This is a genomic window from Thalassovita mediterranea (assembly GCF_001458435.1).
Lineage (GTDB): Bacteria > Pseudomonadota > Alphaproteobacteria > Rhodobacterales > Rhodobacteraceae > Thalassobius > Thalassobius mediterraneus.
In genome coordinates, this window is record NZ_CYSF01000017.1 from 153826 (window position 1) to 178606 (window position 24781).

Here is a 24781-nt window from a genome sequence, read left to right on the forward strand (position 1 = left end):
TTTTCAGGTGACGTAACATGACCAACGAACCCCAGACCACAAACACCCCCTTTGACCCTGCCAAAGATGGCGCCCAGATGGAATTTGACGGCCGCATGTCCTATGGCGACTATCTGGGCCTTGATGCGATCCTTGGCGCGCAGGCGCCGAAATCCAGCGCTCATGATGAGCTGCTGTTCATCATCCAGCACCAGACGTCGGAACTGTGGATGAAACTGGCCGTGCATGAATTGCAGGCCGCCCGCAGCCTACTGATCGACGGGCAGTACCGCCCTGCCTTCAAAATGCTGGCCCGTGTCAGCCGCATCTTTGAACAGCTGAATTCCGCATGGGATGTGCTGCGCACCATGACGCCGTCGGACTATACCCGTTTTCGCGAAGATCTGGGCCAAAGCTCGGGCTTCCAGAGTTATCAGAACCGCCAGATCGAATATATGCTGGGCAACCGTAACCTCGCCATGCTGCGCCCCCATGCGCATCGCGAGGATCTGACCAAGCTGCTGACCGATGAGCTGGCGCAGCCCTCCCTCTATGATGTGGCGCTCATGGCGCTGGATCGCGCGGTTGGCCTGCCGCAGGACGTGCTGCGCAGCAGCTATGATGCCCCCTACCAGAAAAGCGACGCCGTGACCGAAGCCTGGCTGAAGGTCTACCAAGACCCCGAAGCGCATTGGGAACTGTATGAGCTGGCCGAAAAACTGGTAGATCTAGAGGACTACTTCCGCCGCTGGCGTTTCAACCACGTCACCACGGTAGAGCGTGTCATCGGCTTCAAGCGCGGCACAGGTGGCACGGGCGGAGTCAGCTACCTGCGTCGAATGCTGGAGGTAGAGCTGTTCCCCGAACTGTGGAACATGCGCACAGACTTGTAAAACACGGCCACGCGTTGCGCCGCATCGTCGGCGCAACGCAGTCAGTTTCGTTTCCATTACGATAACAATACGCCGCTTGCCCCCCAGATTACCCCACCTGCCGACAACGGATTTGGGCAAGATTGTGGCACAACTGGGTCAGCGCCAAAGCCCGCCGTGCTGCCCATTGCGAACAGCCGAATGTGCGCCACAGCTACACGCCCCCAATGAACAAAGGCGACTTGTAGCGCCCACACAGGTGATCGTGGCAAACCCATCTGGTTCTGATCAGCAAAACTGGCTGCCTTAATTGCACCAGTTCGCTGCCAGTGCAGCCGTAAGATCGCCCTACTTCGCCCCCATCACGGCCTTGGCTTGTGTCTAATTTTACAACAATTGGACACAACCACTGCCTTTTGGAACACGACATGCCTATCGGATATCTGGTCACTCTTGGCGATAACACGCTCGACGCGGGCGATGTGATCAGTGGTGGATCGGTGAACTTCACCACCCAGCAGTCGCTTGGCACTGGACAATGGACATGGACCGGCAGCGCGGGCGGGTTCAATTACAACAACCTGCTAGAAGCAGGCACCTATTTCCTAGCCACAGACAACAATGTCTATTTCGTCCCCGGCCCGGGCCCAGTTGATGTCATCACCAGCGCCACTGTGACCTCGGCCCCGACCTTTGTGCTGCCAGATGGCATCGTAAAGGGCACCAGCGGCGATGATTTGATTGACGATGGGTTCACCGACGCCGAAGGCGAAAGCGCCGGCGCAGGCGATGACAGCATCGAAGCGGGCGCAGGCGACGACACCGTTACCGCAGGCATGGGCGATGATACAGTCGCTGGCGGCGACGGCGCGGATGAGATCTATGGCGACAGCCAGTCCAGCCCGGCCACAGCCACAAATGAGGTCCTGAGTTGGACCAGCCTTGGGAGCAATAACCAAAACGTTGCCGCTGGTCTGACCGCCGTCACCGGTGAAATACAGGTGACCGCCACATTCGTTGATACCGGCGATAACAACCCGCGTTTTCGGATTGATACCAACGACACCGGCTATGTGGGTGCCGGCGAACCTTTTGACGCTGACAGCCTGCTGCAACTACGTGGCAACGGCGATGGCGACACACTGCGCGCCAGCTTCAGCTTTGCCGCGACCAGCGGATCGCAGATGCAAGATGAGGTGCAAGACCTCACGTTCCGCATCAATGATGTGGACTGGGGCAACAACAACCATACCGACGTCCTGACGGTGAACGCCTATGACGCGGACGGGAACCTGATCTCCGTCACCCTAACCCCCGGTGCAGGCGACACAGTGGTTGGCAACACGATCAACGCCGAATTTGTCAGCGAAAACCCCGAAGATCTGGGCGGTTCGGTTCTGGTTAATATCGCCGGCCCTGTCGCGTCCTTCGAGATCATCTATGGCAACGCGCAAGGTGGCACACAGGCTGTCTGGGTGTCAGATCTGCATTTCACCACACTACCTGCTGTTCCCGGTGACGACAGCCTGTCGGGCGGTGATGGCAATGACACGATTTTCGGTCAGGATGGTGATGACACCCTGACAGGGGACAATGGCAACGACAGTCTGGACGGTGGCACAGGCGATGACCTGCTGCAGGGGGGCGCGGGTACAGACACGCTGACAGGGGGGGCAGGCAATGACGCCCTGGCGGGCGGTGCGGGCGGTGATCGCCTGACCGGCGGCGCTGGCATGGATTACCTGGACTACACCGCCTCTGATGCAGGTGTAACGGTGGATCTGTCCACCAATACCGCAACAGGTGGCCACGCAACCGGCGACACCTTGGCGGGGGGAATGGATGGGATCTTTGGGTCTGATTTCAACGATACGCTAACGGGCTATGATGTACAGGGCATCGACAACGGGGTGCCGTGGACCAACATCTTTTATGGCAACGACGGCGATGACCTCTTGGACGGTGCGGGCGGTGACGATGCGCTTTATGGCGGGGCCGACAATGACACGCTGATCGGCGGCGCCGGTGCGGATACGCTGGACGGCGGCGATGGCAACGACCGCCTGCTGGTCGGATCGGGCGATGTGGCCACCGGGGGCGCAGGCGACGATGTTTTTGTGATCGACGATACGGCCCTTGGTGGTGGTGTCATTACGATTGATGGCGGTGAAACAGATGAGCCCGGCGGCGACACGATCGACTTTTCCGGCCTGCTGTCATGGGATGACATCACCCTAATTGATCCGAACCCCGACGCCCTGTCAGGCACCGCGACACTGAACGACGGCACGGTTGTCAACTTTTCGAATATCGAAAGCTTGGTCATCTGTTTCACCACCGGCACCCACATTCTGACGCCCTACGGCGCGCGGCTGATCGAAACGCTGAAGCCCGGTGATCTGGTCCTGACCCGCGACCATGGCCCGCAACCCATTCGCTGGATCGGCACCCGCACCGTCGCGGGCAAGGACCGCTTTGCGCCGATCCGCTTTGATGCGGGCGCCATCGGCAATGAGCGCGAACTGCTGGTATCGCCCCAACACCGGATGCTGCATCAATCGGTGGCAGCGACCCTCTATTTTAACGACAGCGAAGTGCTGATCCCCGCCAAGCACATGGTCAATGGTGACACCATCCAGCAGATCGAAACGCCGGAAGTCACCTATGTGCATATGATGTTTGACGAACACGAAATGGTCTTTGCCGAAGGGATCGCCAGCGAAAGTTCTCACCCCGGTCAAATGGGCCTGAGCGCGATTGATGATGCCGCCCGCGAAGAGCTGTTTTCCCTGTTCCCCGAATTGCGCAGTAATCCCAACGGCTATGGCGACACCGCCCGCCTGTGTCTGCGCCGGTTCGAGGCGGAACTGCTGCAGGCGGCCTGACGCGCCTAACTCAACTGTGCAACCAGCGCCTGCAATACGCGTTGTGTCAGTGGATTTTCCACCGCACCGCCGGGCCAAACAGCATAGACCGGAATGGGCGCCACCTGCCATTCTGGCAAGACCTCTACCAACCGCCCCGCCGCCAGATCATGCGCAACCACGTGGGTCGGGGGCGAGGCCAGCGCGATACCGACGCGCGCGAAGTCAGCCATCGCCTCGATATTATTTACCGTAATGTTGCCCGCCTGCGGGATGTGGACCTCATCACCATCAGGGCCAACTAGAACACGGTGGCCTGCCATCTTGGCGAAACGGATCCACGGGATGTCACACAGCTGCTCAGGACGGTGCAACGGTGCCCTTTCGTTCAGCATGGATGGGCTGGCCACCAACACACGCGGCATATCCCATAGTTTGCGGCATTTCAGACCGGAATCTTCCATCCCGCCAGACCGCAACGCCAGATCAAATCGCCCTACGATCAGGTCTTCCCATGTGTCTGAATAGTGCAGATCGAGCGCCACCTGTGGATGGTCACGATGGAATTGCGCAATGCCAACTGCCAAGGGCGACTGCGCCATGGCCGAGGTGAGCGTGATCCGCAACCGCCCCTGCAACGCCGCATCTGGATCGGCCGCCTGACGCAATCCGGTTTCCGCCAGCCCCAGCATCGCCTCTGCGCTTGCGAACAGGCGTTCGCCCGCATCCGTCAGCCCCAGTTTGCGGGTAGAACGGTAAAACAACGGCTGGCCCAGTTCCGCCTCTAGCTGCTTGATGTGATAGCCAACGGCGGATGGTGTCATATCCAGCGCGCGCGCCGCACCGCGAAAGGAACTCTGGCGGACGCATTCCACAAAAATACCCAGTGATTTCAAACGATCAATCAACATTGATACGATTTTTTGCACAATGAATGCAGTTATACCAGCCTTTTGCGCACATGGGATCGGGATTACCCCTAACAGAACCACGACCAAAGGATCCCCCCGACATGCCCTTCCTATCTATGACGCTCTTTGCTGCCGCGCTGTCACTGGCGCCGGGGCCTGTGAACCTGATCATTCTATCCACCGGTGTGACCCACGGCGCCCGCGCGGCGCTGCGGTTTGTGGTCGGGGCCACTGTCGGGTTTACCGCGCTACTAGTGCTGACTGGCCTTGGCCTCAGCGCGACGCGCGCCTTTCCGGAATGGGTGGTGGATATGATCAGCTGCCTTGGCGCGCTGGTGATCTGCTATTTCGGCGTGCAGCTGATCCGCGCACGGGGTGGTTTTGCCAGTCACGCGGTGCCGATCCCCGGTTTCTGGCAAGGTGCCGCACTGCAATGGATGAACCCCAAGGCGTGGATTGCCAGCCTCAGCGGGGTGGCGATGTTCGGATTGCAGGGCGACACATGGGGGCTGATGCAGTTTGCCGCGCTGTATTTCGCGGTGTGTTTTGTCGGGATCGGCCTTTGGGCCCCGTTGGGAGAATGGCTCTCAAAGGAGCTGAACACGCCCCTACGCCAACGTATGTTCACCATAACGCTGGGCCTGTGTCTGATCGCATTGGCACTCAGCCTCAGCGCGCCAGCCGTGGCGCGCCTGCTAGGACTGTCCTGATCAGGCGCTTTGACGCAGGGGCTGGCCGCGACGTGCGGCAGCAAAGGCGCGGGTCGCCTCGCCAAACGCTTCAAACAGTGGGCGGGATACGGGATCGTTGGCGCTGTCCCATTCGGGATGCCATTGCACCGAATAGGTAAAGCCCGGCGCGTCCTTGACATAGATCGCTTCGGGCGTGCCGTCAGGGGCGTAACCATCAATCACAATCCGCGCGCCCGGTTCCTTGATCCCCTGCCCGTGCAATGTGTTTGTCATCACCTCCTGCGCGCCCATCATCTGGTGGAAGGGACCAGCGGCGGAAAACTTCACCGTATGGCGCAGGGCAAACTTCTCTTCCAAAGTACCATCCGGAGGCATGCGGTGATTCATCCGCCCCGGCAGATCGCGGATCTCTGGGTAGAGCGATCCGCCCATCGCCACATTCACTTCTTGGAACCCGCGACAAATCCCTAGGAAGGGCTGGCCGCGTTCCACACAGGCGCGCACCAACGGCAGGGTGATCGCATCACGGCAACGGTCAAAGGCGCCGTGTGCCTCTGTTTCGGGTTCACCGTATTCTTCTGGATGGATGTTGGGACGACCGCCCGTCAGCAGGAAACCATCGCAGGCTTCCAGCAGCTCCTCCACCGATACCAGTCGCGGGTCCGGTGCAATCATCATTGGCAGACATCCGGCCACAGTGGCCACTGCCTCTGAATTCATGTGACCAACGGCATGGATAGGATAGTCATCATCCAAAATATGCGGATTGCCAATGATACCAACGATGGGGCGGGACATGAACGGCCTGTAAATTGAATTGCGCAGCTGTCTCACCTTATCGACGTAAGCCAACAACCAAAAGCGTTTTGCTGCGCACCAGCGCGCAAGTCACTGTGCGAAGCGAGAGTTGGTGCATTTTTCATCAGGCATGGCGACACCGTAAGATCCCAGCCAATCCCCCATTGCAGCCCCTGCCCTTCGCCCCTACCTTCACCTCAAATGACATGCGCAACCTCGGAGAAGGTCAATGAAAGACGCAAGCCCTACTGCCCCGCAGAAAATCTACCTCAGCGATTATCAGGTTCCGAACTATCTGATTGATGAGGTTCACCTGACCTTCCAACTGGCACCAGAGGCAACGCGCGTGCGTTCGCGCATTACGTTTCGTCCAAACCCGGATGCCACCAGCGCCGACTTCTTTCTGTACGGCGAACAGCTGACCCTGATCAGCGCCCAGATCGACGGTGCACCTGTGACGCCCACGCATGTCAACGGCGGCCTGACCTGCGACGTGCCCAGCGCGCCGTTTGTCTGGGAAGCAGAGGTTGAGATCAGCCCCGCCACCAACACCGCGCTGGAAGGGCTGTATATGTCAAACGGCATGTACTGCACCCAGTGCGAGGCGGAAGGGTTCCGCAAGATCACCTACTACCCCGACCGCCCCGATGTGATGGCCGTCTTTACCGTGCGCATCGAAAGCGACCTGCCGGTGCTGTTGTCGAACGGCAACCCCGTCACCTCTGGCGATGGCTTTGCAGAATGGCATGATCCATGGCCGAAACCGGCCTACCTCTTTGCGCTGGTGGGCGGCGATCTGATCGCACACCCAGACCGCTTCACCACCAAATCCGGCAAGGATGTAGAGTTGAACATCTACGTGCGCCCCGGCGATGAAGGCAAATGCGCCTTCGGCATGGAGGCGCTGAAAAAATCGATGACATGGGATGAAGAGGTTTATGGACGTGAATACGACCTCGACATCTTCAACATCGTGGCGGTGGACGATTTCAACATGGGCGCGATGGAAAACAAGGGGCTGAACATCTTCAACTCCTCCTGTGTTCTGGCATCGCCTGAAACCTCGACCGATATGAACTTTGAACGGATTGAGGCGATTATCGCCCATGAATACTTCCACAACTGGACTGGCAACCGCATCACCTGCCGCGATTGGTTCCAATTGTGCCTGAAGGAAGGGCTGACCGTCTACCGCGATGCCCAGTTCACCGCCGATATGCGCTCCGAACCGGTGAAGCGGATTGAGGATGTGATTGCCCTGCGCGCCCGTCAGTTCCGCGAAGACAACGGACCGCTGGCCCATCCGGTGCGTCCTGACAGCTTTGTCGAGATCAACAATTTCTACACCGCCACCGTCTATGAAAAGGGTGCCGAGCTGATCGGCATACTGAAAACACTGGTGGGCGACGCTGACTATTATAAGGCGCTGGACCTCTACTTTGACCGCCACGATGGCGATGCCGCCACGATTGAGGACTGGTTGCAGGTGTTTGAGGATGTGACAGGCCGTGACCTATCCCAGTTCAAACGCTGGTACGAACAGGCCGGCACCCCGCGCCTGTCGGTGGACGAGGCATTTGCGGATGGCACCTACACGCTGACCTTTAGCCAATCCACGCCCGCCACCCCTGGTCAGGACCACAAAGACCCGCGGGTGATCCCAATCGCAGTGGGCCTCTTGGGCGCAGATGGCAATGAGGTGGTGCCAACCACCGTGCTGGAAATGACCGAGGCGACGCAAAGCTTCGCCTTCGATGGCCTATCCGCCAAACCCGTCCCGTCGATCCTGCGCGGGTTTTCGGCGCCGGTGATCCTGGAACGCGATAGCGACAACGCGGAACGCGCTTTCCTCTTGGCCCATGACACCGATCCCTTCAACAAGTGGGAGGCAGGCCGCGCCCTCGCCCGCGCCGGTCTGGTGGAGATGGTGCTGAACAACGCGGCTCCGGATGGGGACTATCTGGATGCCGTGCTACAGGTGCTGCGCAATGACGATCTGGATCCAGCCTTCCGCGCGCTGACGCTGGCACTGCCCAGCCAGGACGATCTGGCACAAACACTGGTAGATCTGGGCCATACGCCGGACCCGACAGCAATCTATCAGGCGCTGGAAACGCTGAAAATGGCGATGGCCACCCATATGCAGGACGTCTTGCCCCGTATCTATGCGCAGTATCAGGTGAATGAGGCCTATCAGCCCGATGCCGAGCAATCCGGCGCGCGATCGCTGGCCAATGCCGCCCTGGCGCTGATTTCACGCACCGATGGTGGCGCAGCGGCGCAGGCGCAATATGACAGTGCGGATAATATGACCCAGCAGTTGGCCGCGCTTGGCTGTCTGATCATGGCGGGCAAGGGCGATGCGGCCACTGCAGAATTTTATGATCAATGGAAAGAGGACCGTCTGGTCATCGACAAATGGTTTGCCCTGCAAATCAGCCATGCCGCGCCGGAACGTGCGGCAGAGGTGGCCGCAGACCTGACACAGCATGTAGACTTCACCATGAAGAACCCCAACCGGTTCCGCGCCACACTGGGCGCGCTGGCGATGTCTCCGGCAGGGTTCCACCGCGCAGATGGCGCGGGCTACGCGCTGCTGGCGGATTGGCTGATCCAACTGGACCCGCTGAACCCGCAGACCACTGCACGTATGTGTTCGGCATTTGAAACGTGGAAACGCTACGACAGCGATCGTCAGGCGCTGATTGCCGCACAGCTGGATCGCATTCTGGCCACCCCAGACCTCAGCCGAGACACCACGGAAATGGTCAGCCGCATCCGCGCCAGCTGATCCCATACAAATACGCGCGCCCCGGGAACCGCCCCGGGGCCGCGATGCGCCTGCAGCGATTCCCAGCGCCATATCTGAGGGAGACAACAGGCAGCACTCAAACAGCCCAGAACTCTGACTTTTCCGTCAAAAATGACGGCAATAGTGTCAGATTACCGACGCTTTACTGGTGTTTTTCAACCAATCGTTCCGCTCACCGGTAGTTGTTTCTGCAAACGCACCAATTCCGCCCAGACCGACCGTAGTTTCTGCCCGAAACCACCTTGGCCGTGCCTTCTTTCCGCCCCAAACCGACAGCAGTCTTAGCACCAAGATGTAACGTAGTTGCCCTGTGTATGGTGAAGAAGACCCCAATGATCAAAGCCAAGCTCACCCCTGCCCGTATGATGCAGAAAATCGCATCCATGCGTCTGCCACAGCAAACCAAGGGACGCCCTGCCAAATCCCAAACGCCCCCCTGTGCCCGTCAGGACCATCGTCAGGATAACATTGCCCGGCTGACCCTGCCCGAACGCCCCACCAGCGCAGAAGACAGCCTGCGCCAAGAGATTGAGGCGCGCGGTCAGTTTCTGGCCCGTCAGGATCGCTGGGATGATCTGGGCGAGGAAATCCGCGCCGCAGATCACCAGCGCGACCACACCCCCGGCGGCATGGCCGTGGCGGATCTACTGGCCCGTGGCGCCCGCCTTGATGTGGTGCAACCGATCGAACAGATCCTCGGCGATCCGGGCCTGCTGCCCCAACACGCCCCCCGCGACGGCATCAAAGCCCTTGAGGAGGTGCTGGAGGAATACCCCGATGATTTCGGCGTTGCGCTGGTCATCATCGGCGCCCATATCGACATCGCCTGGGCCTGGCGCGGCGAAGGGTGGGAAGCCGCCCTGCCCCAGATCCGGCAACAGACATTCCAGCGCCATATGGCGCGCGCGGCCGAACTTCTTGATCGTTTCAGCCCCTTTGAACATGACAGCCCTTCGCTGGCCGCCTGTCGCTGCGCCCTGCTCGCCGCAGCTGAGACACCGACCAGCCGCATGGCCGATGACTATGAGGACCTGATTGATCTGGACCCGGCCAATCCGCGCCATATGCGGGCCTTCGGCAACCACCTGCTGCCACGGTGGTTCGGCTCTTACCAGATGCTAGAGGTTGAGGCGCGCCGCGTCGCGATGATGACCGAGGATCTGTGGGGCACCGGTGGCTACGCCTGGGTCTATCTGGACGCCCTGTCCGTGGACCCGCAGGCGCTGGACCTTCTTGATGGCGACATGTTCCTAGAGGGCATGCGCGATATTCTGGACCGCGCCACCGATCAGCATGTGGTGAACACCTGGGCCGCGTTCTGCGCGGTGACCCTGCCGTCGCTGCCCACCTCGCAACGCAGCAGCCGCGATGTGCTGCGCCGCATCCGCGCCGCACTGGACTGGATCCTGCGCGACCACCTGCAGGAACTGCACCCGCTGATCTGGGGACAGGCCAAAATGGGCCTTGGTGCCTATGCGCAACTGCCCTCTATCGAGGAGCTGGCAGAAATGGGACGCACCGCCGCTGCGAACGCCCTCGGCTCCGGTAGCCTGCAGACCCAACCAACCTGAGCCAGTTTAAAGTTTAGTTTTCGTAACGAGTGCCCAACTGCCTGACTGCGCCCCCAACTTGGGGGCGTTTTTTTTGGGGGGGCGCATTCATCCAACAAAAGCACCGCGCCCGAACCGAGGGGCGGAAAAGCGAAGCGCCCGCCCCCTCACAGAGAAGGTTTGTCTTCGACAAAACGGGCCGGTTCGAGCACTGCCAAATCTTTGATTTGGCAGTGCGGGGGAAAACCAAGTCGCTTTCAGTCTAATCCTCCCAGAAATACACCTCTCTTGTTCATCACCCTCCAAACCCCCTTGCCCCTCAACCGCCCCTGTCCTAGAAGGCAGACTAACCATTTCCAAGGACATGAGACCATGCTGGACCTGACCTATGAAACCCCGAAACCCAAGGTGATTGCCGGGGCCAAACATGACTGGGAACTTGTGATCGGCATGGAGGTCCATGCGCAGGTCAGCTCGAACGCGAAACTGTTTTCCGGTGCGTCGACTAAATTCGGGGCGGAACCGAACTCCAACGTGGCTTTCGTGGACGCAGCGATGCCCGGCATGCTGCCCGTGATCAACGAATACTGCGTTGAACAGGCTGTGCGCACCGGTCTGGGCCTCAAGGCAGAGATCAACCTGTTTTCTGCCTTTGACCGCAAAAACTACTTCTACCCTGACCTGCCGCAGGGCTATCAGATTTCGCAGCTTTACCACCCCATCGTGGGCGAAGGTGAGGTTCTGGTGGAACTGGGCAACGGTCTGGCGCGCAACGTGCGTGTGGAACGCATCCACATGGAACAGGACGCGGGCAAATCGATCCACGACATGGATCCCAACATGTCCTTCGTTGACCTGAACCGGACCGGCGTTTGCCTGATGGAAATCGTGTCGCGCCCCGACATCCGCAGCCCCGAAGAGGCCGCCGCCTATATCGCCAAGCTGCGCCAGATCATGCAGTATCTGGGCACCTGTGACGGCAACATGCAGAACGGCAACCTGCGTGCAGACGTGAACGTGTCGATCTGCCGCCCCGGCCAGTATGAGAAGTATCAGGAAACGCAGGATTTCTCGCACCTCGGCACCCGCTGTGAGATCAAGAACATGAACTCCATGCGCTTCATCCAGCAAGCGATCGAGGTCGAGGCACGCCGCCAGATCGCCATCGTCGAAGCCGGTGGTGAGGTTGAGCAGGAAACCCGTCTGTATGACCCGGACAAGGGCGAAACCCGCTCCATGCGCTCGAAGGAAGAGGCGCATGATTACCGCTACTTCCCCGATCCCGACCTCTTGCCGCTGGAAATTGAACAGGCATGGGTGGACGACATCGCCGCCAACCTGCCTGAACTGCCCGATGACAAGAAATCACGCTTCATGGGGGATTTCGGCCTGACGGATTACGACGCCTCGGTTCTCACCGCCGAAGTGGAATCCGCCACCTATTTCGAAGAGGTCGCCAAAGGCCGCGACGGCAAACTGGCCGCGAACTGGGTGATCAACGAACTGTTTGGCCGCCTGAAGAAAGAAGATCACGACATCACCGACAGCCCCGTTTCACCGGCGCAGCTGGGTGGGATCATTGATCTGATCACCTCGGACGCGATTTCGGGCAAGATCGCCAAGGATCTGTTTGAGATTGTCTACACCGAAGGTGGTGACCCAGCGCAGATCGTCGAAGAGCGTGGCATGAAACAGGTGACCGACACCGGCGCCATCGAGGCCGCACTGGATGAAATCATCGCCGCTAACCCCGCGCAGGTGGAAAAGGCCAAGGTGAACCCGAAACTGGCAGGCTGGTTCGTCGGTCAGGTGATGAAAGCCACCGGCGGCAAGGCCAACCCCAAAGCGGTGAACCAACTGGTCGCGCAAAAACTGGGCGAATAAGCCACCCGCCTTAACTGATACAAAACGCGCCTTCGGGCGCGTTTTTTGTTGCCCGCCCCGCAACCCCCGCCTCTTTCACTGTTTCCACAAATACTCTCGCCGGAGGCATCCCGCCCTTTCCTTTTGCCCCACACCTTGGCACCCTGCGCAGCGATTGATTTTAGAAAGGTCCAAAGATGCACGATCAGTTTCCATTCCTGTCCTCTGAAATGACCGTCCTGCCGGAATGGATCGACTACAACGGCCATCTGAATATGGCCTATTACAACGTGCTGTTTGACCGTGGCGCTGATGAGGTGTTTGCCGAAATGGGCTTTGGCCCCGACTATGCAGCGACGCGCAAGATGACCACCTATTCCGCCGATTTCCGCCTGCGCTATCTGCGCGAGGTGCATGAGGGCGATAAGGTTCGGGTTGGATTTCAACTGCTCGACAGCACCGACAAGAGCTTTCACTTCTGCCAGTGGCTGATCCATTCCGATGGTTGGCTGTCAGCAACGGGCGAAGGTGTTGGACTGCATGTGGATATGTCCGGCCCCCGCGTTGCGCCCTTCCCCGAAGATGTGGCCGCCAAGGTTGCGGCAATGCTGGACCAGCACCGCAGCTTTGCGATCCCTGATTTTGTTGGCCTGCCGATGGGCGTGCGCCGCAACAAAGCCTGAAAGGCACACCATGCCCCTATATGAATACAAAGTCGTCCCCGCCCCCAACAAAGGCCAAAAGGCCAAGGGCGTGAAAACCGCACCTGCGCGGTTTGCCCTCGCCATCGAAAGCGCGCTGAACACACTGGCGGCCGAGGGCTGGGAATACCTGCGCGCAGAAACCCTGCCCAGCGAGGAACGCTCTGGCCTGACCTCGACCCAAGTGAACGACCGCGCCTTGCTGATCTTTCGCCGTGCCATGCCGGAACTGGGTCAAACATCCCCCTCGGATACGCAGCAAACTGATGCTTTGCGGGATCGTGTTGCGCAGTTGATGGATCAACCAGACATCGCCGAACAGCAGGCCGCGCGGGACGACTAAGGCAGCGTTTGCGGCGCGATCCGCTTTCATTCTGCGCGCCGCGCAATGCACGGGTGGCGTCAGGTAAAATTGTCATGACGAAGGGCAGATTGTCCTTCACCTCAAGTCGATTTGGTCTATTATCGGCAGTCCGAGTCGAAAAGGTGATTTCATGGATAAATCTGATCCCTTCGGGTTCGATATGTCGGTCAAATCGGCAAAGAAAAAGAACCCCCGTGGACGCCGCACCATGTCCGGCGCGTCCGAGACGTCCACGCGTCAGTGTGAACACGATGGCTGCACCGAAGCGGGCGCATTCCGCGCGCCGAAAGCACCTGACGTGCTGGATGAATTCCGCTGGTTCTGCAAAGACCACGTAAAGGAATATAACGCACAGTGGAGCTTCTTTGACGGCAAGACCGAAGCCGAGATGAACGCGCAACGTTCCAGCGACAAAGTCTGGGAGCGTGAAACGAAGAAGGCCACCGATCCCGAAGCCCGCGCATGGGCGCGTCTGGGTATTGAGGACCCGCATCAAGTGCTGGGCGGCAATGCCACGCAGAACCCCGGCCGCAACGCCGGTGCCGCGCGTCGTCTGCCTGCGGTAGAGCGCAAGGCGGTGGAAATCCTCGCCGTGCAGGACACTATGTCCAAGGCCGAGATCCGCAAGGCCTACAAGAAACTGATCAAGGTGCTGCACCCCGATATGAACGGCGGCGACCGTTCTCAGGAAGATCAGCTGCAAGAGGTCATGTGGGCCTGGGATCAGCTGAAAGACAGCCGCAACTTCCTGTAAGTTGTCAGAAAATGCAGATCAAACCGCGCCCATCGAGGCGCGGTTTTTTTATGTTCGGACGACAGGGAACACGGATAAGGCCTCACCATGATGACGAATGTTAAAAATACGCAGGCGTATTTTTTCCGTTGCAGATCGTCCAACGCCTTGCAACGCTGACGATAACGGACTTGGGGGAACGATCATGACAACCACATTTGCACAGCGTCTGGGACTGACCTGCCCGATCATTCAGGCGCCAATGGCTGGTGTGGCCACCCCCGAACTCGCCGCGGCGGTCTGTCACGCGGGGGGCATGGGATCGCTTGGCCTTGGCTCTGTTGATGCTGAAGGGGCGCGCGCGGCTATCCGCAAAGCACGGGATCTGGGGGCGACTTGCCTCAACGCCAATTTCTTCTGCCATCAGCCGGAGGTGCCGGATCAAACGGTGACACAGGCATGGCTGGCGGCCATGGCGCCGGAGTTTGCCCGTTTCGATGCCGAACCGCCGACGGAACTGCACGAGATTTATCAATCCTTCCTGACGGATCCCGCGCGGATCGACATGTTGTTGCGGGAACGGCCCGACGTCGTCTCCCTCCACTTCGGTCTGCCAGAGGCGTCAGTGATCAAGGCGCTGAAAGACGCAGACATCACACTGTTTGCCAGCGCCACCAACGCGGCAGAGGCCCGCGCCTGTGAAGCAGCTGGGATAGACGCGATTGTATTGCAGGGAACAGAGGCAGGCGGTCATCGTGGCTGTTTTGATCCAGAGGCCGCAGATGATCACCTGTCCACGCTGGATCTGTTGGCACAGGTCAGGCCGCTGACCGATCTGCCGCTGGTCGCGGCAGGCGGGATGATGGATGGGGCGGATTGCGCCCGTGCGCTGAACGCTGGCGCCGATCTGGTACAGCTGGGCACCGCCTTTATTCTGTGTCCTGAAACCTCGGCCGATGCGGGCTACCGCACCGCCCTCACCTCGGCGGCAGCGCACAACACCAATTTCACCACCGCCCTATCCGGTCGTCCCGCACGGGCATTGCCCAATGCCTTTACCGCATGGGGCGCAGACAATGGGTTGAAAACACCGGGCTATCCGCACACCTATGATGCAGGCAAGGCGCTGATGGCCGCCGCCAAAGCCAAGGGTGATCACAGCTACAGCGCCCATTGGGCAGGCCAAGGTGCGGCCCGCGCCCGTGCGATGCCAGCCAGTGAATTGATGGCAGCTCTGACCTGCGAAATCACTGTGGCGCAAGGCTAGTGCCGCTAGGAAATTAGCGCCGACAGTCACTTTTCACCAACTGTTGTCGCTTTTATCCTTTCCCTTCGCCACTTCGTCGATATGTTGCTGCTGAGATACTTATTTAGGGCAACAAACCTGCCCAACCCGAACAGGTACGAGAAGGACACCCGATGGCCGACGGCATGATGGATCAGAACGCAAAACCCACCGAAGATATCTCGGTTCGTGATGTCTTCGGCATCGACACCGACATGACCGTAAAGGGTTTTGCCGAACGCACCGACCGCGTGCCTGAGGTGGATCCGACCTACAAGTTCGACCCTGAAACCACGCTGGCCATTCTGGCGGGTTTTTCGCGCAACCGTCGTGTGATGGTGCAGGGCTACCACGGCACCGGTAAATCGACCCACATTGAACAGGTCGCCGCGCGTCTGAACTGGCCCTGTGTGCGTGTGAACCTGGATAGCCACATCAGCCGGATCGACCTGATCGGTAAGGACGCCATCAAACTGCGCGACGGCAAGCAGGTCACCGAATTCCACGAAGGCATCCTGCCCTGGGCGCTGCGCAACCCGACCGCGATTGTGTTTGATGAATACGACGCAGGCCGCGCCGACGTTATGTTCGTGATCCAGCGTATTCTGGAAGCAGACGGTAAACTGACCCTGCTGGACCAGAACGAAGTGATCACCCCGAACCCCTACTTCCGCCTGTTTGCCACCGCAAACACCGTCGGTCTGGGCGACACCACGGGTCTGTACCACGGCGTGCAGCAGATCAACCAAGCGCAGATGGACCGTTGGTCGCTGGTCGCAACGCTGAACTACCTCAGCCATGACGCGGAAACCAACATCATCCTGTCGAAGAACCCGCACTACAACACCGAAGCCGGGCGCAAGACCATCGGCCACATGGTGACACTGGCGGATCTGACCCGTACCGCATTCATGAACGGCGACCTGTCGACCGTGATGAGCCCGCGGACCGTGATCAACTGGGCGCAGAATGCTGAGATCTTCCGCGATGTGGGCTATGCGTTCCGCCTGAGCTTCCTCAACAAATGTGATGAGCTCGAACGTCAAACTGTGGCAGAGTTCTACCAGCGCTGCTTTGACGAAGAGCTGCCCGAAAGCGCAGCCAGCATGAGCCTCGGCTAAAACTGGCTAAGCGTGGCTAACGACTGACCGCCCGGCGCGCCACCGCCGGGCAGCGCCCGCCCCACCCCCTGAGGTCGGGCGCTCTGCACCAGCCCGATTGCGGGCGGTGCAATTTGGGGACGGGACGACGCAATACCGCGTTCAACCGCGCGTAAAACCGCAGGCGAAGACGACATGAAAAAACCGACCGACAACCCAGCCGATCCGTTCAAAAAGGCCCTCGCCGAGGCCACAAAGGTCATGGCCGATGATCCCGACCTGAACGTCGCCTACACGGTCGATCCGGCAGGCATGGCGGGTGACACCATCCGCCTGCCGCAGGTCAGCCGCCGCATGACCCGCGATGAGGTGCTGCTGGCACGCGGCACCGCCGATGCGCTGGCGATGCAGCGCAAGTATCACGACAACGCCACCCACGCCCGCTATGCGCCCCCCGGTGACATGGCGCGCTCGATCTACGAAGCGATGGAAACCGCCCGTTGCGAGGCAATGGGCGCGCGTGACATGCCCGGCACCGCCGGAAACATTGATGCCAAGATCGACGCGGAATCCCGCCGCGCAGGTTACGATCAGATCAAGGTGCCGGCTGACGCCCCCCTGCCCGTCGCTGCGGGCTATCTGATCCGCCATCTGGCCACCGGCCGCGATCTGCCGCCTGCTGCGGACAATGTGATGGGGATGTGGCGCGATTTCATTGAACAGCGCGCGACAGATACGCTTGAAAACCTGCAAGAGCGTCTGGCCGATCAGTCGCAATTTGCCAAACTGGCCCGCCAGATGATCGAAGATCTGGGGTACGGCGACCAGCTGGGCGATGATCCAGACGAAGACAACGACGATCCCGAGGATGAAGCCGAAGAGGATCAGGACGAACAGCAGGATCAGGACAGCGAAGGTCAAGATGATCAGGACGATCAAGAGGCCGAAGCAGATCCCGAACGCAGTCAGGAAGAACAGCAGGACAGTTCTGAAGCACAGGTCAGCATGGATGATCTGGCCGACGAAGAGCTGGACGACGAAACCGAACTGCCTGATGGCGAGGCGCCGCTAGAACCGCCCGCCCCTGCCCCGGCGTCCGAGGCAGATCCGAACTACACGGTTTTCGACAACAGCTTCGACGAAGAAGTGCTGGCCGAAGAGCTGGCCGAACCTGCAGAGCTGGAGCGCCTGCGCGCCTATCTGGATCAACAGCTGGAACCGCTGAAAGGCGCGGTCAGCCGTCTGGCCAACAAACTGCAACGCCGTCTGCAGGCGCAGCAGAACCGCTCTTGGCTGTTTGATATGGAAGAGGGCATTCTGGACGCAGGCCGTCTGGCCCGTGTGGTTGCCAACCCGACAACGCCCCTGTCGTTCAAGGTGGAGAAGGATACCGAGTTTCGCGACACCGTGGTGACGCTGCTGCTGGACAACTCTGGCTCCATGCGGGGACGTCCGATTTCGATCGCGGCAATCTGCGCGGATGTTCTGGCCTCCACCCTTGAGCGGTGTGATGTGAAGGTCGAGGTTCTGGGCTTCACCACCCGTCAGTGGAAAGGTGGCCAGAGCCGTGAAAAATGGCTGGCCGATGGCCGCCCGCAGCAACCGGGCCGTCTGAACGACCTGCGCCACATCATCTACAAGAAAGCCGACGCGCCGATGCGCCGGACCAAGGACAACCTTGGTCTGATGATGAAAGAGGGCCTCTTGAAGGAAAACATCGACGGTGAGGCGCTGGAATGGGCCCACCGCCGGATGCTGGCCCGGCCCGAGGCGCGTAAAATCCTGATGGTGATTTCCGACGGCGCGCCCGTGGATGATTCCACGCTGGCGATGAACCCGCAGAACTTCCTCGAAAAGCACCTGCGCGATGTGATCGACATGGTGGAGAAGCGCAAACAGGTGGAACTGATCGCCATTGGCATCGGCCACGATGTGACCCGTTATTATCAGCACGCGGTGACGATTACGGACGCCGAACAGCTGGCCGGTGCGATGACCGAACAGTTGGCAGGGCTGTTTGACCAGGATCCCCGCGCCCGTGCCCGCACTATGGGCATGAAGTCTGCGGGTTTCAAAAAGGGTCGCTAAACGGACCAGAATATTGCAAGTTTCAATCGCGCGCCCTCTCAGGCGCGCGTTTTGGCTTTGACCGCTGAGCATGATTTTGGTGCCTCCAGCGGGGATATTTTTAGAACAGTGAAAAGGAAGGCGCCGCGCCCATGTTCCAGAGCTTTCATGAAACCGCCCGCCCCGAACAGGGCCCTGCCCGTCTGGCTGACCTGCGCGAGGTTTTGGACCGTGAGGGGCTGGATGGCTTTCTGGTGCCGCGCGCGGATGTGCATCAGGGTGAATATGTGGCGCCGCGCGATGACCGGCTGGCGTGGCTGACCGGCTTTACCGGATCGGCAGGGTTCTGTGCGGCGCTGCGTGATGTGTCGGGGGTGTTCATTGATGGGCGCTACCGCACCCAGGTGAAGGCGCAGGTGGATCTGGGTCACTTCACCCCCGTGCCGTGGCCAGAAACCGCACTGGCGGCATGGCTGGGCGAGCAGTTGCCTGAGGGTGGTGTGCTCGGCTTGGATCCATGGCTGCACACGGTGGGTGAGATTGCGGCGCTGCAGGCCGCATTGGCAAGCAGCGGGATTGCGCTAAGCGAGGTGGGCAATCTGGTGGATCGCATTTGGGCGGATCAGCCAGAGGCACCGCTAGGTCCAGTGCGGGTGCAGGATGTTGCGCTGACGGGCCTGTCCCATGCGGAAAAGCGGCAAGCGCTGGCGACTGAATTGCGCCGTGCGGGCGAGGATGCGGCCGTGATCACCCTGCCGGATTCACTCGCCTGGCTGCTGAATATCCGTGGCAGTGATATTCCCCGCAATCCTGTGGCGCATGGCTTTGCCGTCTTGCACAGCGATGCGCGGGTGGACCTGTTTATCGAGGCAGCAAAACTGACACCCGCCGTGCGGACACATCTGGGCGATGAGGTGAGCGTGCAGGCGCCGGATAGCTTTGCCGCTGCCTTGGGGCAGCTGACAGGCACCGTGCGGCTGGACAAAAACAGCGTGCCGCTGGCTGTGCAACGGGCGCTGGAGGCAGGTAAAGCACAAATCACCCTTGGCCGTGATCCCGCAATCCTGCCCAAAGCGTGCAAGACCGCCGTTGAAATCGCCGGCAGCCGCGAGGCGCACCTGCGAGATGGCGCAGCGATGTGCGAGTTCCTAAGTTGGTATGACGCCCAGCCGGTTGGCACGCTGAGCGAAATAGACTTGGTGCGCCAATTGGAAGGCTACCGCGCCGCCACAAACGCGCTGGAAGAGATCAGTTTTGACACCATCTCCGGCACTGGTCCCAATGGCGCTGTGATCCATTACCGCGTGACCGAGGCGACGAATGCGCAGCTACAGGACGGGCATTTGGTGGTGCTGGACAGTGGCGGGCAATACGTCGATGGCACCACAGACATCACCCGCACCCTGCCCGTGGGCAGCGTCGGCGCGGAGGAGAAGGCCTGTTTCACCCGCGTGTTGCAAGGCATGATCGCCATTTCACAGCTGCGCTTTCCCCGTGGCCTTAGCGGGCGCGACATTGACGGCTTTGCCCGTGCGCCGTTGTGGGCGGCAGGCCTTGATTACGATCACGGGACCGGCCACGGCGTCGGATCCTACCTTTGTGTGCATGAAGGGCCGCAGGGCATCAGCCGCCGCAATACTGAAGTGCTGCGTCCCGGTATGATCCTGTCGAATGAGCCGGGCTATTACCGCGAAGGGGCCTTTGGCATCCGTATCGAAAACCTGATTGTGGTTGAGGAGGCAGCAAACCTGCCCGGCGGTGATCCGCGCCCGATGTTGCAGTTTGAAACGCTGACCTATGTGCCGATTGATCGTCGCCTGATTGCGGCAGATATGCTCAGCCCCGAAGAACGCGATTGGATCAACGCCTATCACGTTGCGTGCCGCGACAAAATCAGCCCTCGGCTTAGCGCCGAAGCTAGACTATGGTTGGCGACGATGACGGCCCCGCTCTAGGCGGCGGCTGCACAGGACGCAAACGCAAAGAGACAGCGGCATAGGGCCGCTTTCGCCACCGTTTTTGCAAAACGGACGCCTGCCGGTGTCTGAATGTGCGTATTTTTGCAGCAAACTGTCGGCCCTGCACAGGGAATGCTGACATATTGGTGTAACAATCGCAGGGCAAAGCGGTGCGCAGAAATTAGGGGAGAAGACCATGACCAACATCACCATTCGCAAGGCCGAAGGCACCTGGGTTGTCCGCGCAGGCGGCGCCGTATTGGGCGAAAGCCAGAACGTGCTGGAGTTGAGCGAAGGCGACGCAGAGCCGGTGATCTACTTCCCCCGCGAAGACATCGCTATGGCCTTTCTCGATGAAAGCGACAAACAGGCCGAAGATACCGCGAAGGGCACCGCCAACTTCTTCTCCATCGTGACGAAATCCACCACATTGGAAAACGCTGCCTGGTCCTACGACGCCCCCAGCGAAACAGCCGCGCGGATCAAAGGCCACCTTGCCTTTTCCACCGGCGAAAAACTGGCGGTGGAGCGGGTTTAATAGCCAATGCCCGATGACGCCATAACCGGCAGTCCGATTACGCCCCATATATCCAGCACACCCTCGCGACAAGCAATGCGTGCGCTGGTTCTTGGGGCCTATGGATTGATTGGTGCCGATGCAGCCCGTGCGCTCTTGCGCGCGGGCTTTGACGTTTCGGGTGTGGGGCGGGATCGGGCGATTGCCATGCGGGTTCTGCCGCAAGTTGATTGGCATATCTGCGATCTGACGAAGCTTGACCATGCCCAATGGCAGGCCCTAACCAAAGACGTCGATGTGGTGATCAATGCTGCCGGCGCCCTGCAAGATGGCGGCGGCACGAACCTATCGGCCATCCACGAAGACATGCCGCGTGCACTCTGCGCTGCACTGGCGGGCTCAGAGGTAAGGGTCGTACAAATATCCGCTGCTGGCGTCAGTACTGAAGCCAGCACCGAGTTTTTCCGCAGCAAGGCGCGGGGCGATGCCGCGCTGATCGCCTCTGGTATAGATCACGTTGTTCTGCGCCCGACCTTGGTGTTGGGACATGCAGCCTATGGGGGCACTGCCCTATTGCGCGCGGCGGCTGCGCTGCCTCTGGTGGACTGGCAGATGATGGCCGACAGTCAGGTACAAACCGTGGCACTACCTGACCTAAGCGCTGCTATTGTCGCCTGTGCGCAGGGTGACATTGCCAACGGTACAATAGCTGACCTAACCGAAGATCAGGCCCGCCCCTTCCCCGAATTGGTCGCACAAATGCGGCAATGGATGGGTCTGCCTGTCCCACAGATCAAACTGCCTATGCCACAAACACAGCTACGTATGCTGGCAAAGGGCGCTGATCTAATGGCCCCACTGGGGTGGCAATCCCCCCTGCGCAGCACCGCAATCCGGACGCTGGCAGATGGGATATCAGGCGACTCGACAACATGGCACGCCGCAGGCGGCGCACCTTGCCGTTCCCTGCATCAGACATTTCTGGATCATCCCGCAACCGTGCAAGAACGCTGGTTTGCCCGCTGTTACCTGCTGTTGCCATTGATCATCGGCGCATTATCCCTGTTCTGGCTGGCCTCTGGTCTGATCGGGTTGTCGCAATATTCGGCGGCGGTTGCGGTTCTGACCAGTCGTGAGGTCCCCGAAAGCATCTCTATTGTCGCTGTAGGCCTAGGCAGCCTACTGGACATAACACTGGGCATTTTGGTGCTATGGCGCCGCCATGTGCGCCGTGCCTGCATCGGTATGATTGCTCTCACCCTCGGATATCTGGCGGCGGGTACCGTGATGACACCCGATCTGTGGCTTGATCCACTTGGTGCCTTTGTAAAGGTAATTCCGGCGGCGGTGCTGGCTCTGGTCCCACTGGCACTGACGGAAAACAGATGATCACAACATATGAAATCCTGCGTTTTTTTCACGTAACAGGCGCCACCGTTCTGCTGGGCACGGGCGCGGGCATCGCGTTTTTCATGGTCGTGTCCCACCAAAGTCGCGACCCAAAACTTATCGCGCATGTGGCAGGCATTGTGGTTCTGGCGGATACGGTTTTCACCGCAACCGCTGCGCTTTTTCAGCCGATCACCGGCTATCTGCTGATCCGCGAATTGGGTTACGATCTGATGGAGCCGTGGATTGTTCTGTCGCTAGTGCTGTATGTCTTTGTCGGGATGTTCTGGCTGCCAGTGGTATGGATTCAGATCCAGATGCGCAATCTGGCGCGCGGGGCGGCGGAAATGGGGGCCGCCTTACCAGATCGCTATCATCGCCTATTCCGCATCTGGTTTGCCTGCGGATTTCCCGCGTTTTTCGCGGTGCTTGCGATTTTGTGGCTGATGCTCACCCGACCAACCTTTTGACACAGACCGCGCCATGCCTCCGGCGGGAGTATTTTTAGAACATTGAAAGGGCGGCGAATTAACTGTGTTCCTCTGCCGCCGTGGCCGCCAGTGCGCGGTTGTAGGTTTTCAATGCGTCCACATAGAACAGCGCGCCGAGAATGATCGGCTCTGCCTCACCTTCTTGGGGTATGGCGACAGGGATGAAGGGCACGCCCGCCTTGTCAAACAGCGGCATCGCCTCGCGGAAGGTGGTGTCGGGGGTCAGTGAAATCCCATCTTCGACCATTTCGCGGCACCGCTGCATATCTGCGGCGCCGGGATCTTCGGGCGCGCGCATGACGGCGGCGGCGTTGAACATCGACAATAGGTAGGATTGCGGGCCTGCCGCCACGCTGGTGCCGCGCCGTTCCAGCTGGCTGAGGAAGAAGGACCGATCCACAAGGCGGGATGCCAGTGCCGTGGACAGCGACACAGCCACCATCACCGCCAGCCCCGTTTGCCAATCCCCCGTCATTTCAAACACAATCATCGTGGTCGAAATCGGCGCGCCCAGCACCGCCGCCGCCACCGCACCCATGCCTGCAAGCGCGTAGAGCGTATGCGCGCCGGACACTTCGGGGAACACGCTGGTGGCGATAAGGCCAAAGGCCAACCCCGTCAGCGCCCCCACCATCAGCGAGGGGGAGAACATGCCGCCCCCCATCCGCCCCGCCATGGTGATCGCCACGGCCACCACCTTGACCACAGTAAACACAATCGCCTGCCACAAGAGGATCTGGCCGGTCAGCGTGGCCGACATCGTCTCATAGCCGACCCCGATGATATGGGGGAAGGCAATCGCAATCACGCCCAGCATTGCCCCTGCCAGCGTCGGGCGCAGCCAGCGTGGCATGCCGGTGCGGTCTTGGATCAGGTTGCCCACATCCTCGGCGTAAAATACCGAACGCATCAGGACGGTCGCCACCAGCCCACACAGAAGGCCAAGCAGGATAAAGGCGGGCAGTTCAACGTAGAACTCCAGCACGTTGGCCTCTGGCAGCAGAAATTCGGTCACGCCGCCATATTCCAGCCGGTTGATGATCGTGCCCGCGACCGAGGCAATCACAATGGGCGCAAAGGCATGCACAGCGAAGTGGCGCAGCACCACCTCCAGCGCAAAGAGCGCCCCTGCGATGGGCGCGTTGAACGAGGCAGAGACTGCCGCCGCCACCGCACAGCCCAAGAGGTCGCGACCAGTGATCCCATCAGCGCGGATCCAGTCGCTCACACGGCTCGACACCATGCCAGCGATATGCACCACCGGCCCTTCGCGTCCCGTGGAGCCGCCGGAAGACAGCGTGATCAGCGAGGCAAAGAGCGAAGCAACACCTGCGCGGTATTCCACCCGCCCCTCATGCATTGCGGCGCCTTCGATCACATCGGCCACCGACCGTACGCGCCCATCTGGTGTAAACAGGTGCAGGATCCAGCCGGTGATAAACCCGCCCGCGATGGGCAAGAGCAGGATCCAATACCACGGCAGTGTTTCGGCAAAACTGTGCAGGCGGGCCACATCCTCGGTCCCGTAGAGGAAGGCCTGTAGCGTTTCGATCCCCTTGCGAAAGCTTAGCGCGGCAAATCCGGCAAAGGTGCCGATGCAGGCAGCGATCAGCCAGAATTGCACCTGACTGGGGCCTTGGCGGCGCATCAGGCGATACGCCTCGACAAAGGAGCGTAAGAGATCGCCGGTCAACCGGATCACAGAGGTGCGAATTCCGTCGGGCATGTCGCCTCCTTTGCGGTACGCCTTCTACCGCGCGTCTTCTACCGTGCAACTACGGCGATGCGTCAATCACGCGGCCTAGATCTGGCCCCTGCCCTGTCGATCCCCTAGT

Annotated in this window: 19 protein-coding genes; 16 read left to right on the forward strand and 3 right to left on the reverse strand. The window is 60.1% G+C overall.

Features of this window, described 5'->3' with window-relative positions; translation table 11 throughout:
* The first annotated feature begins 17 nt into the window (after positions 1-17).
* Both kynA and TM5383_RS17110 read left to right on the forward strand, forming a co-directional pair.
* Positions 18-872: a tryptophan 2,3-dioxygenase gene (gene kynA / locus TM5383_RS14345; RefSeq protein WP_058319732.1), complete on the forward strand. Its 855-nt coding sequence runs from the start codon at positions 18-20 to the stop codon at positions 870-872.
* A 407-nt stretch (positions 873-1279) separates the two neighbouring features.
* Entirely contained in the window at positions 1280-3736 is a 2457-nt protein-coding gene (locus TM5383_RS17110; protein ID WP_058319733.1) for a Hint domain-containing protein, read from the forward strand.
* 5 nt (positions 3737-3741) lie between these two features.
* On the opposite strand, the gene TM5383_RS14355 is transcribed toward TM5383_RS17110, so the two are convergent.
* Positions 3742-4626, reverse strand: coding sequence for a LysR family transcriptional regulator (locus TM5383_RS14355; RefSeq protein WP_058319734.1), 885 nt, complete (start codon positions 4624-4626; stop codon positions 3742-3744).
* A 101-nt stretch (positions 4627-4727) separates the two neighbouring features.
* Here TM5383_RS14355 and TM5383_RS14360 point away from each other — a divergent pair, with 101 nt between their 5' ends.
* Complete coding sequence (locus TM5383_RS14360) at positions 4728-5336, forward strand: LysE family translocator (RefSeq protein ID WP_058319735.1); 609 nt, start codon at positions 4728-4730, stop codon at positions 5334-5336.
* Here TM5383_RS14360 and TM5383_RS14365 read toward each other — a convergent pair whose 3' ends face one another.
* A complete protein-coding gene (locus TM5383_RS14365) occupies positions 5337-6116 on the reverse strand; it encodes a gamma-glutamyl-gamma-aminobutyrate hydrolase family protein (RefSeq protein WP_058319736.1) in 780 nt (259 codons plus the stop codon).
* 229 nt (positions 6117-6345) lie between these two features.
* On the opposite strand from TM5383_RS14365, the gene pepN reads away from it, so the two are divergent.
* The 13 genes from pepN (at position 6346) to TM5383_RS14430 (ending at position 22925) form a co-directional block, all read left to right on the forward strand.
* Positions 6346-8907 (forward strand): aminopeptidase N, encoded by a 2562-nt coding sequence (gene pepN, locus TM5383_RS14370; RefSeq protein ID WP_058319737.1) that lies wholly within the window; start codon positions 6346-6348, stop codon positions 8905-8907.
* A gap of 353 nt (positions 8908-9260) precedes the next feature.
* Entirely contained in the window at positions 9261-10499 is a 1239-nt protein-coding gene (locus TM5383_RS14375; protein WP_058319738.1) for a hypothetical protein, read from the forward strand.
* Positions 10500-10850: 351 nt separating this feature from the next.
* Positions 10851-12362 (forward strand): Asp-tRNA(Asn)/Glu-tRNA(Gln) amidotransferase subunit GatB, encoded by a 1512-nt coding sequence (gene gatB / locus TM5383_RS14380; RefSeq protein ID WP_058319739.1) that lies wholly within the window; start codon positions 10851-10853, stop codon positions 12360-12362.
* Between the two features lie 176 nt (positions 12363-12538).
* Positions 12539-13024 (forward strand): thioesterase family protein, encoded by a 486-nt coding sequence (locus TM5383_RS14385; RefSeq protein WP_058319740.1) that lies wholly within the window; start codon positions 12539-12541, stop codon positions 13022-13024.
* 10 nt (positions 13025-13034) lie between these two features.
* Positions 13035-13385, forward strand: coding sequence for a DUF4177 domain-containing protein (locus TM5383_RS14390; protein ID WP_370695974.1), 351 nt, complete (start codon positions 13035-13037; stop codon positions 13383-13385).
* A 151-nt stretch (positions 13386-13536) separates the two neighbouring features.
* A complete protein-coding gene (locus tag TM5383_RS14395; protein ID WP_058319741.1) occupies positions 13537-14160 on the forward strand; it encodes a J domain-containing protein in 624 nt (207 codons plus the stop codon).
* 184 nt (positions 14161-14344) lie between these two features.
* Positions 14345-15406, forward strand: coding sequence for an NAD(P)H-dependent flavin oxidoreductase (locus tag TM5383_RS14400; protein WP_058319742.1), 1062 nt, complete (start codon positions 14345-14347; stop codon positions 15404-15406).
* 152 nt (positions 15407-15558) lie between these two features.
* Entirely contained in the window at positions 15559-16545 is a 987-nt protein-coding gene (cobS, locus tag TM5383_RS14405; protein WP_058319743.1) for a cobaltochelatase subunit CobS, read from the forward strand.
* Between the two features lie 174 nt (positions 16546-16719).
* The gene (gene cobT, locus TM5383_RS14410; RefSeq protein ID WP_058319744.1) at positions 16720-18612 is read left to right on the forward strand and encodes a cobaltochelatase subunit CobT; all 1893 of its coding nucleotides are present in this window, start codon (positions 16720-16722) and stop codon (positions 18610-18612) included.
* Between the two features lie 131 nt (positions 18613-18743).
* Positions 18744-20546: an aminopeptidase P family protein gene (locus tag TM5383_RS14415; protein WP_058319745.1), complete on the forward strand. Its 1803-nt coding sequence runs from the start codon at positions 18744-18746 to the stop codon at positions 20544-20546.
* A gap of 199 nt (positions 20547-20745) precedes the next feature.
* Complete coding sequence (locus TM5383_RS14420) at positions 20746-21087, forward strand: DUF427 domain-containing protein (protein ID WP_058319746.1); 342 nt, start codon at positions 20746-20748, stop codon at positions 21085-21087.
* 75 nt (positions 21088-21162) lie between these two features.
* Positions 21163-22455: an SDR family oxidoreductase gene (locus tag TM5383_RS14425; protein ID WP_058319747.1), complete on the forward strand. Its 1293-nt coding sequence runs from the start codon at positions 21163-21165 to the stop codon at positions 22453-22455.
* The gene (locus TM5383_RS14430; RefSeq protein WP_058319748.1) at positions 22452-22925 is read left to right on the forward strand and encodes a DUF2269 family protein; all 474 of its coding nucleotides are present in this window, start codon (positions 22452-22454) and stop codon (positions 22923-22925) included. Before TM5383_RS14425 ends, TM5383_RS14430 begins: the two co-directional genes overlap by 4 nt.
* Before the next feature lie 58 nt (positions 22926-22983).
* On the opposite strand, the gene TM5383_RS14435 is transcribed toward TM5383_RS14430, so the two are convergent.
* Positions 22984-24672 (reverse strand): chloride channel protein, encoded by a 1689-nt coding sequence (locus TM5383_RS14435; RefSeq protein WP_058319749.1) that lies wholly within the window; start codon positions 24670-24672, stop codon positions 22984-22986.
* Positions 24673-24781: the final 109 nt, after the last annotated feature.

What these genes read in the sequence shown, in the direction of transcription:
- TM5383_RS14365 (WP_058319736.1), bottom strand. Translation starts at nt 6,116, where the DNA reads ATGTCCCGCCCCATCGTTGGTATCATTGGCAATCCGCATATTTTGGAT.
- TM5383_RS17110 (WP_058319733.1), top strand. Translation starts at nt 1,280, where the DNA reads ATGCCTATCGGATATCTGGTCACTCTTGGCGATAACACGCTCGACGCG.
- TM5383_RS14390 (WP_370695974.1), top strand. Translation starts at nt 13,035, where the DNA reads ATGCCCCTATATGAATACAAAGTCGTCCCCGCCCCCAACAAAGGCCAA.
- TM5383_RS14415 (WP_058319745.1), top strand. Translation starts at nt 18,744, where the DNA reads ATGTTCCAGAGCTTTCATGAAACCGCCCGCCCCGAACAGGGCCCTGCC.
- TM5383_RS14360 (WP_058319735.1), top strand. Translation starts at nt 4,728, where the DNA reads ATGCCCTTCCTATCTATGACGCTCTTTGCTGCCGCGCTGTCACTGGCG.
- TM5383_RS14375 (WP_058319738.1), top strand. Translation starts at nt 9,261, where the DNA reads ATGATCAAAGCCAAGCTCACCCCTGCCCGTATGATGCAGAAAATCGCA.
- gatB (WP_058319739.1), top strand. Translation starts at nt 10,851, where the DNA reads ATGCTGGACCTGACCTATGAAACCCCGAAACCCAAGGTGATTGCCGGG.
- TM5383_RS14430 (WP_058319748.1), top strand. Translation starts at nt 22,452, where the DNA reads ATGATCACAACATATGAAATCCTGCGTTTTTTTCACGTAACAGGCGCC.
- cobT (WP_058319744.1), top strand. Translation starts at nt 16,720, where the DNA reads ATGAAAAAACCGACCGACAACCCAGCCGATCCGTTCAAAAAGGCCCTC.
- TM5383_RS14425 (WP_058319747.1), top strand. Translation starts at nt 21,163, where the DNA reads ATGCGTGCGCTGGTTCTTGGGGCCTATGGATTGATTGGTGCCGATGCA.
- kynA (WP_058319732.1), top strand. Translation starts at nt 18, where the DNA reads ATGACCAACGAACCCCAGACCACAAACACCCCCTTTGACCCTGCCAAA.
- TM5383_RS14395 (WP_058319741.1), top strand. Translation starts at nt 13,537, where the DNA reads ATGGATAAATCTGATCCCTTCGGGTTCGATATGTCGGTCAAATCGGCA.
- TM5383_RS14400 (WP_058319742.1), top strand. Translation starts at nt 14,345, where the DNA reads ATGACAACCACATTTGCACAGCGTCTGGGACTGACCTGCCCGATCATT.
- TM5383_RS14355 (WP_058319734.1), bottom strand. Translation starts at nt 4,626, where the DNA reads ATGTTGATTGATCGTTTGAAATCACTGGGTATTTTTGTGGAATGCGTC.
- TM5383_RS14435 (WP_058319749.1), bottom strand. Translation starts at nt 24,672, where the DNA reads ATGCCCGACGGAATTCGCACCTCTGTGATCCGGTTGACCGGCGATCTC.
- TM5383_RS14420 (WP_058319746.1), top strand. Translation starts at nt 20,746, where the DNA reads ATGACCAACATCACCATTCGCAAGGCCGAAGGCACCTGGGTTGTCCGC.
- TM5383_RS14385 (WP_058319740.1), top strand. Translation starts at nt 12,539, where the DNA reads ATGCACGATCAGTTTCCATTCCTGTCCTCTGAAATGACCGTCCTGCCG.
- pepN (WP_058319737.1), top strand. Translation starts at nt 6,346, where the DNA reads ATGAAAGACGCAAGCCCTACTGCCCCGCAGAAAATCTACCTCAGCGAT.
- cobS (WP_058319743.1), top strand. Translation starts at nt 15,559, where the DNA reads ATGGCCGACGGCATGATGGATCAGAACGCAAAACCCACCGAAGATATC.